The organism is Microvirga sp. GN3 (genome assembly GCF_055792825.1).
The window spans coordinates 1-1165 of sequence record NZ_JBVVAK010000380.1 but is presented as its reverse complement, the minus strand read 5'-3'; the positions used below and the strand labels follow the sequence as shown (position 1 = coordinate 1165).

Sequence of the window (1165 nt, the reverse complement as noted above, 5' to 3'; positions counted from 1 at the left end):
CAGCGCAGTTCGTGAAGCCGTTCCGCAAGAGCCACAAAAACGATTTCCACGACGCTGAAGCCATTGCCGAAGCCGTGCAGCGGCCGACCATGCGCTTTGTGCCGACCAAGTCGGTCGAGCAGCTCGATCTGCAAGCTCTCCATCGCGTTCGCTCGCGGCTGGTGAGCCAGCGCACGGCGGTGATCAACCAGATCCGGACCTTCCTGCTCGAGCGCGGGATTGCGGTGCGGCAGGGGCTGCGAACCCTGCGGCAGGTTTTGCCAGACATCCTGGCCAAACGAAGCGATGTCCTCGCGCCGCGCATGGTGTGTTTGATCGAGGGATTGTCGCAGGATTGGCATCATCTGGACGAACGCATCGATACGGTTACGTGCGAGATCGAAGCTCTCGTGGCCGCCGATGAGGCCTGCCAACGGCTGAAGAGTGTGCCCGGCATCGGACCGATCATTGCCAGTGCCATGGTTGCCGCCATTGGGAACGGAGCCGCCTTCCAGCGCGGGCGCGACTTTGGGGCTTGGCTTGGGCTGGTGCCGAAGCAGACCTCAACGGGTGACCGCACGATCCTGGGTCGCCTGTCCAGACGCGGCAACACCTATCTCCGCTCCCTCCTGGTCCAAGCCGCTCGCGTGCTGCTGCGCTGGCCAACCAAGTGGCGCCAGCATAGTTTTGGGGAATGGCTGAACGCCGCCGCAGGACGGCTGCACCACAACGTGCTCGCGGCGGCTCTCGCCAACAAGCTGGCGCGGATTGCCTGGAGCGTGTTGAGTCAGAACCGCACCTATGAACCACGAACAGCGGCTGTGGCAGGGTAAGGTCGCCCCAGTCCGAATCCTGCGTCAGTCGCTTGGAGCTCGCCGAGGTCTGCGAGAGAAAGGCGAAATGGAGAACGGTCGCGCCGTCGCATCTGGGCTCTGGTGACCCAGTTGGCCAGTCAGGGCCGAGAAGCTTATGAGACCAGATGCGCGCGGATATCCATGATGGCCAGGAGCTCGGCTCCGGAAAGGGCCGGATACATTAGCGCAAGACCAACCTCTCTATCTCGAAAGTCTCTTGCGACGCACGGCCGGTCCATCTGGGTCATGATCCACCTCCTGTTCTCAGAAGGGAATCGCACTTCAGACCGGACCGAAACCTCTTGAATCTACCTTTCAGTCCGATGCTCTAG

At 62.1% G+C, this 1165-nt stretch carries 1 protein-coding gene; it reads left to right on the top strand.

The genetic code is table 11. The annotated features are described in order from the left end of the window. The coding region (locus ACS5Q1_RS47980) for an IS110 family RNA-guided transposase (protein WP_473104798.1) at window positions 1-812 on the top strand (812 nt) is incomplete at its 5' end. Window positions 813-1165 lie beyond the last annotated feature (353 nt).